Annotated in this window: 6 protein-coding genes; 5 read left to right on the top strand and 1 reads right to left on the bottom strand. The window is 64.9% G+C overall.

The window, feature by feature from the left end; translation table 11 throughout:
• The first annotated feature begins 411 nt into the window (after positions 1-411).
• The 4 genes from rpsT (at position 412) to MUO23_05415 (ending at position 5448) form a co-directional block, all read left to right on the top strand.
• Complete coding sequence (gene rpsT / locus MUO23_05430) at positions 412-681, top strand: 30S ribosomal protein S20 (protein ID MCJ7512395.1); 270 nt, start codon at positions 412-414, stop codon at positions 679-681.
• Positions 682-807: 126 nt separating this feature from the next.
• Positions 808-2613: an arginine--tRNA ligase gene (gene argS / locus MUO23_05425; protein MCJ7512394.1), complete on the top strand. Its 1806-nt coding sequence runs from the start codon at positions 808-810 to the stop codon at positions 2611-2613.
• Between the two features lie 89 nt (positions 2614-2702).
• Positions 2703-4025 carry a cyclic 2,3-diphosphoglycerate synthase gene (locus MUO23_05420; GenBank protein MCJ7512393.1) on the top strand — a complete coding sequence of 441 codons (1323 nt, stop codon included), beginning with the start codon at positions 2703-2705 and terminating at the stop codon, positions 4023-4025.
• A 121-nt stretch (positions 4026-4146) separates the two neighbouring features.
• The gene (locus tag MUO23_05415) at positions 4147-5448 is read left to right on the top strand and encodes a site-specific DNA-methyltransferase (GenBank protein MCJ7512392.1); all 1302 of its coding nucleotides are present in this window, start codon (positions 4147-4149) and stop codon (positions 5446-5448) included.
• Here MUO23_05415 and MUO23_05410 read toward each other — a convergent pair.
• The gene (locus tag MUO23_05410) at positions 5445-6122 is read right to left on the bottom strand and encodes a response regulator transcription factor (GenBank protein MCJ7512391.1); all 678 of its coding nucleotides are present in this window, start codon (positions 6120-6122) and stop codon (positions 5445-5447) included. The genes MUO23_05415 and MUO23_05410 overlap by 4 nt on opposite strands.
• Positions 6123-6342: 220 nt before the next feature.
• On the opposite strand from MUO23_05410, the gene MUO23_05405 reads away from it, so the two are divergent.
• A partial coding sequence (locus MUO23_05405) for a hypothetical protein (protein ID MCJ7512390.1) occupies positions 6343-6889 on the top strand: 547 nt, incomplete at its 3' end.

Genomic DNA, 6889 nt, shown 5'->3' with positions numbered 1-6889 from the left:
CTGCCCTTCGCCCGCCTGGCGATCGAGGCTCATGGGGGCTCCCTCACGGTTCTGGAGGGTGCAGATGGCGGGGCCAGGTTCGAGATTGCGCTGCGCGCCCCGCCGACGACTGACGGCCAAGCCTGACGTGCCCAATTCTGCGCAACCCGGTCGTAGCTGCCCAGGTCGGCAGGATCTGCTGCGCCACGCCTATGCGCAACCGCCGGAAGGCCAAGTGCACTCTCAGGCGCCCCTCCTGCCAAGACTCGGGGCCAGCAGCCTCGGAACCAACGGCAACCGCCTGAGCGAAACGCAGCCGGGCCGGGAGGGCGGGCTCCTCGCCCTCAGGGCCAGGTTCCGATACGTCTGGACAGTCTCGCCGGAGGCGGGTAGAATGGCGGTCTGCGACTTGATGACTGCCCGGAGGCTGCTTTGGCGAACCTGAAATCCGCGAAGAAGCGCATGCGCCAGAACCCCAAGCGCCAGATGCGCAACAAGAGGATCCGCACCCGCGCCCGGACGTTCGTGAAGAACGCGCGTGAGGCGATCGACGACAACCCTGTGACCGCCGAAGCCTCGACGGCCGCGGCCCTGCGCGAGTTGGACAAGGCAGCCTCCAGGGGCGTGATCCACCGCAACAACGCCTCGCGGCGCAAGAGCCGGCTGATGAAACACCTCAGCCGGGCCCAGAAGAATCCCTGACTACCGTCGATCGTTCGTCCCGATCGGACCTTGGCGGCGGCGCCTCGATCAGGTGCCGCCGTTGCGTTATCCGGGTCATAGGCCTGCGGCCGAGCCACGCCAGGCCACATGCTATAATCGCCCGGCATGTTCGAATCTGAACTCGACCAAGTCGGCGAACAGGTGCGCACCAACCTGCTCCGGCTCGGTTGCCCTCCGCCTGAGCGCTTACAGTGGATGCCCATTCCGTTCGCGGGCCATTGGGGCTACGGCAGCGCGGCCTGCTTCCAGGCTGCCGCTGATGAAGCCCGGCAGGGCAAGGCCGCTGACGTTGGCCGTCGGGCACAAGACCTCGCTCAGCAGGCAGTGGTCGACATCCATCTGCCGCATGGCATTTCCCGGATCTCCGCCGACAAGGCATACATCAACGTGTACCTGGACACGGCGGTCTTCACCCGCCGCGTCGTCGACCAGGCGATCTCCGACGCCGGCGATTTCGGACGCGGCCAGCCGAAGGGCGAGCGGGTGATGGTGGAGTTCTTCCAGCCGAACACCCACCACTCGATCCACATGGGACACGCTCGGGCGGCGCTGTTGGGGGAATCGCTCGCCCGGCTGGTCGAATTCGCTGGATTCGATACCATCCGCGCCTCTTACCCCGGAGATATGGGCCTGGGCGTGATCACCTGCATCTGGGCCTACCAGCGCTTCCACCTAGGAGAGGAACCCCAAGGCATCCACGAGCGAGGTCGGTGGCTGGCCAACATCTACGCCGAAGCCACCCTGCGCCTCACCCCGAAGGACCAGGAGACGGACGATGAGCGGGCGGAGCGCGAGGCCTACGACCTTGAGCGGCGAGAGCTCTACCGCCGTTGGGACGCTGGCGATCCCGAGGTGCGTGAGCTGTGGCTCAAGACCCGGCAGTGGAGCCTGGACGAGCTGAACGACGTCCTGCGCATGCTGGACATTCGGATGGATGTGTTCTTCTTCGAAAGCGACGTCGCCACCCTTGGCAAGGAAATCGTCAAAGAACTGATTGGGCGCGGAATCGCGGAAGACGAACGCCCCCGGGGGGGGCCGGTGATCGTCAAGATCGACGAGAAGCTGGGCCTGGAGAAAGAGAAGTACCGCACCGCAGTGATCCTGCGCAGCGACAGTACGACCCTGTATATCACCAATGACCTCGCCCTGGCCAAGCGCAAGTTCGGGGACTTCCACGTCGACCGCTCCATCTACGTCGTCGATGTCCGGCAGAGCCTGCACTTCCAGCAGGTGTTCAAGATCCTGGAACTATGGGGCTTTCCCGAAGCCGCCAAGTGCTACCACCTGGCCTTCGGCTTCGTTTCACTCCCGGCCGGTGCTATGTCGTCGCGCAAGGGCAACGTGGTGTTCTTCAAAGACGTAGCCGATGAGGCCGTCCGGCGGGTGCTGGCGGTGATCGAGGAAAAGAACCCAGATCTGCCTGCCGATCGTCGCAGCGAGGTGGCCACCCAGGTGGGGCTGGGCGCACTGGCGTACGCCATGCTATCGGTGGACAACACCCGCGACATCGTGTTTGACATGGAGACCGCCCTGAGCTTCGATGGACAGTCTGCCCCCTACATCCAAAACGCGCACGTCAGGGCATGCAGCATTCTGAAGAAGGCGGGCAGGCTCCCGGATTCGGCCGATTTCTCCTATCCGCTCGAGCCCCTGGAAACTGAGCTCATCGATCTCATCGCCCGCTTCCCAACGACCGTGCAACAAGCCGCCATCGACTACAAGCCGCTGCACATGGCGAATTACGCCTACGAGCTCGCCCGGACCTTCCATTCGTTCTATCATGCGGTGCCAGTGCTCCAGGCAGGCGATCCTGCCGTCGTGGCCGCCCGGCTCCGGCTGACGGCTGCGGCCCGGCAGGTAATCGCCAACAGCCTGCGCCTGCTGGACATCCGGGCACCGGAGAGCATGTAAGAGGACTTGAGCGTGATGGATCCGCCTCGGCCGCTCGCCGGCTGAGAAGATGGCCTCTGTCACCGACCCTAGCTGGAGGAGATCCGAACATGACGCGAACGCGCGTGATCATCATGGGTGCGGCCGGACGCGACTTCCACAACTTCAATGTGTACTTCCGCAGCCGCCAGGAGTACGAGGTGGTGGCGTTCACCGCCACGCAGATCCCCAATATCGAAGGACGGGTGTATCCCGCCAGCCTGGCAGGTCCGCTCTATCCGGGCGGTATTCCGATCCACCCGGAAAGCGAACTGGTGTCTCTAGTTCGCAAGCAGCATGTAGACCAAGTCGTGTTCGCCTACAGCGATGTTTCGCATGAATTCGTCATGCACAAGGCGTCTGAGGTGCTGGCGGCCGGAGCGGACTTCCGCTTGATGGGCGCGAGCTCGACCCAGATCCAGTCCACCAAACCCGTGATCTCGATCTGTGCAGTCCGCACTGGAAGCGGAAAGAGCCAGACCACACGCCGCGTGGCAATGATCCTGCGCGGTATGGGACTGCGCGTCGCCGCCATCCGCCACCCGATGCCCTACGGCGATCTTGCGTCTCAGGCCGTGCAGCGATTCGGCGCCTACAAGGACCTGGCAGCCCAGAACTGCACGATCGAAGAACGGGAGGAGTACGAGCCCCATCTCGCCCAGGGCGTGATTGTCTACGCAGGGGTCGACTACGAACGTATCTTGAGAGCTGCCGAAGAAGAGGTGGATGTGATCCTATGGGACGGGGGCAACAACGATTTCCCGTTCTACAAGAGCGACCTGCAAATCGTAGTCGTCGATCCACACCGCCCTGGACATGAACTCACTTATCATCCAGGCGAAATGAACCTGTACTCGGCCGATGTCGTGGTGATCAACAAGGTCGATTCGGCAGACGCCGCGGCTGTGCTCCAGGTCCGCAGGAACATCCTGCGGGCGAACCCGGGAGCAACGGTGGTCGAAGCTGCATCCCCGATCTTCGTCGACCGTCCGGAGCAGGTGCGCGGCAAGCGGGTGCTTGCCATTGAAGACGGTCCGACCGTCACCCACGGGGAAATGGGCTACGGCGCGGCCTGGGTCGCCGCCCAGCGGTTCGGCGCCGCCGAGGTCATCGATCCGCGGCCGTATGCCCGGGGCAGCATTGCCGCCGTCTACCAGAAGTACCCGACCATCGGCAACGTGCTGCCGGCCATGGGCTACAGCAAGAAGCAGATGAAGGAACTGCAGGACACCATCAACCGGTCCGACGCCAACCTGGTCTTGATCGGCACGCCCATCGACCTGGCCAAGTTGATGAAGATCAACAAGCCCGCCCAGCGGGTTCGCTACGATCTCCAGGAGATCGGCCAGCCGACGCTGGAAGAAATCTTGCGCCGTCATTTCGGCGGGAGCTGACGTCGGCCGCAGGCGCCGGCCGAGGCGCCTGGTCCTCGGCTGAGTTGGCCTCGCCCCGGGCCCGCGCCGAAGTCAGCCCGGCGCGTGGACAGCTGCGGCGAGACCAAGGAGCAAAAGCGCCATGTCCGGAGGCCGCCGCCAGCCCCCCCGGCTGCAACTCGGATGGGAAGGACGCTGGCAGAGCGAGCAGGCCGCGCCGGCGTCTCTGACCTGCTTCTCTTCCTCCCCCCTTCCGCACGCCGGCGATCCCTCCCACGACAACCGCTTGCTGTACGCCGACAACCTGGGAGCCCTGCTGGCCCTGATGCAGAGCCACGAGGCCAGGATCGACCTGATCTACGCCGACCCTCCTTTCCTGACCGATCGGGCCTACCGGGCTCGGGTGGGGACCGGAGAGAACTCGCGCCAGCCCGAGACATGGAAGACCGAGCTCGGTTTCGCCGATCGTTGGGGCGGCCTGCCGGAATACCTGACCATGCTCGAACCGCGCTTGCTGGCCATGTACCACCTGCTCTCCCCTCACGGCACGCTCTACCTCCACCTCGACTGGCACGCCGCGCCGTACGCCAGGCTGCTGCTGGACCAGATTTTCGGGCGCCAGGCGCTGCTGAACGAAGTGGTGTGGGTGTATCACGGTCCATCGCCAATCCGCCGGGGGTTCAACCGCAAGCACGACACACTCCTGATCTACGCCAAGAGCCCGGCCTACTACTTCGACTCGGACGCAGTGCGAATGGCTTACAACCCGGCCACCGTCCGGACCTTCCGGAGTTCGCCCAAGGCAGGTTTCGGCAAGCAGCCAGACCTGGTGCGGGGCAAAGTGCCCGAGGATTGGTGGTATTTCCCGGTGGTCGCCCGGCTGCACGCAGAACGCACAGGCTACCCGACCCAGAAGCCTGAAGCCCTGCTGGAGCGCATCATCCTCGCCTCGTGCCCACCGGGCGGGATCGTGCTCGATCCATTCTGCGGGTCGGGCACGGCGCTGGCCGTCGCCTGCCGCACGGGTCGCCAGACCATCGGCATCGACCAATCCCCTCTCGCCTTCTGGACCACCTACCGCCGGTTGCTGCTGCTCCCCGACCGGCCGGCGCTCACCCTGTGGCACGATCGGCCGCTGCCAGGCGGCGCTAAACCGGTGGCCTGGCTCCGTTCCGCCTCTGGCAGACTGCACGTGGAGCTTGCAGGCCTGCGGGGCGCAGCTCCGCAGGCCTTCCCGGAGGAAGTTGTGCTTTGGGAGGCCGCGTGGGGTGCCCCTGAGGGTCCGATGCGGCCTCAGGCCGCGATTCCACGCCGCTGGCGCGACCCGAGCCTCCCGCTGATGATCTCGGGCATCCCTGCCGGCACACCACAAGTAGAGGTGCGGGTAGTGATGGCGAATGGGTTGACCGGTCAGGCGTCGGCGCAGCCCGAACTCGGCATCTAGGCGTGCTTCGGCTCCGGCAGGTCGAACCTGTAGCCTATCCCGCGCACTGTCTTGAGAAAAGTAGGGCTGCGCGGATCCGGCTCGATGGCCTGTCGCAGCCAGCTCATGTGGACGTCGAGAGTCCGGGTATCTCCGGTGTAGTCCGTATGCCAGACCTGCCGGATCAGCACAGGTCGAGTCATCAAGCGACCCGGGTTGCGCAGGAAGACCTCAAGCAGTTTCGTTTGCTTAGGGGTGAGCCTGGATTCCTTGCCGCGGCAGCGCACGGTGCGCTGCGCCAGATCCAGGGCGATCGGTCCTGCCTGGAGCGTGGACTTGCCATCTCCCGGCAGCAGGCGCGAGACCCGGTTGATCAGCTTGCGCGGCGTCACCGGATGCGCCAACGTCACGCTCGCCCCATTTCCGGGATCAGGCATTGTGCCATGTGGAACCACAAGAATGATCGGGACGCCATTTAGATTGGATCGGACCGTACGGCACATTCGGCCACCGCTGGTGTACATGGATGCAGCGTCCAGGATGACCAGGTCCGGCGCCTTCTGCAAGCCCTCCGCCAGGGCGGAAAGAACCTGCGTTTGCCGGGTTACTCGGAATCCTTTCTTCTCCAGTGCCGGCGCGAACGAAGGAGCGCTCGCGCGCCGACTCTCGATCAGCAGGATCTGGCTACCGGCCAAGAGGTACCCCCGCAGAAGTTGCCGCAGCTTGCTGGATCGATCGGCTGCCTGAGATGCACCGTGATTATAACGCCCGGTCCGGGACGGAAGAAGATGACTTTGGTATCTGCCCGCCCTGCCGTAGAATCCGGGCAGGAGCCTGAGGCCGTACGGGCGAGCCTGACTCCCCAACCCGATGCTTGAGCCCCGTCGTCAACCCACCCTTGGCGTGATCGGCCCGATGCGGATTGCATATGGCATTGGCCCAGACGACCGGGTGCATCTGAGCCAGCCCGGGGGGAGTGCTTTGTATGCTGCCGGAGGTGCCAGGGTTTGGGTGACCGGGGTGGCAGTCCTCTCCAGGGCGACGGGTGCCACCCTCGCGGCATTGTCACCAGCCTTGTCGGCAAACGGGATTGAGACCACAAGCATCCGCCTCATCCCCGGGAGTGAGGCTGAGACCGAGTTCCATGCGATCACCGGTTCGGGTGGAGTGGACGAGACCAGGCCTGCCTCCCACTTCCTTCGGGTTGGTCAGCCACTGCCGAAGGAGCTATTGGCCTATCGCCCCCCAGATCGAAGCGCTCCTCCGGGGGCGCCGCCTGGTGATCTGGCAGTCCGCCTCGAGGACCTGCCGTCAGGGGTCAGCCGCTGGGAAGCGGTTCACCTCACCCCGATGGACTACTTCTCCCAGGCCACGCTGCCTGGCCGGCTGCAGGAGCTGGGTCTGCGCCGGATCACGCTTGACCCCGCGCCGGGCGTGATGGACCCGGCCAGGCGCCTCGAGT

It is taken from the genome of Anaerolineales bacterium (assembly GCA_022866145.1).
GTDB lineage: Bacteria > Chloroflexota > Anaerolineae > Anaerolineales > E44-bin32 > PFL42.
Note: the sequence above shows the minus strand (reverse complement) of the source record. Positions and strands in the feature narration are given on the sequence as shown.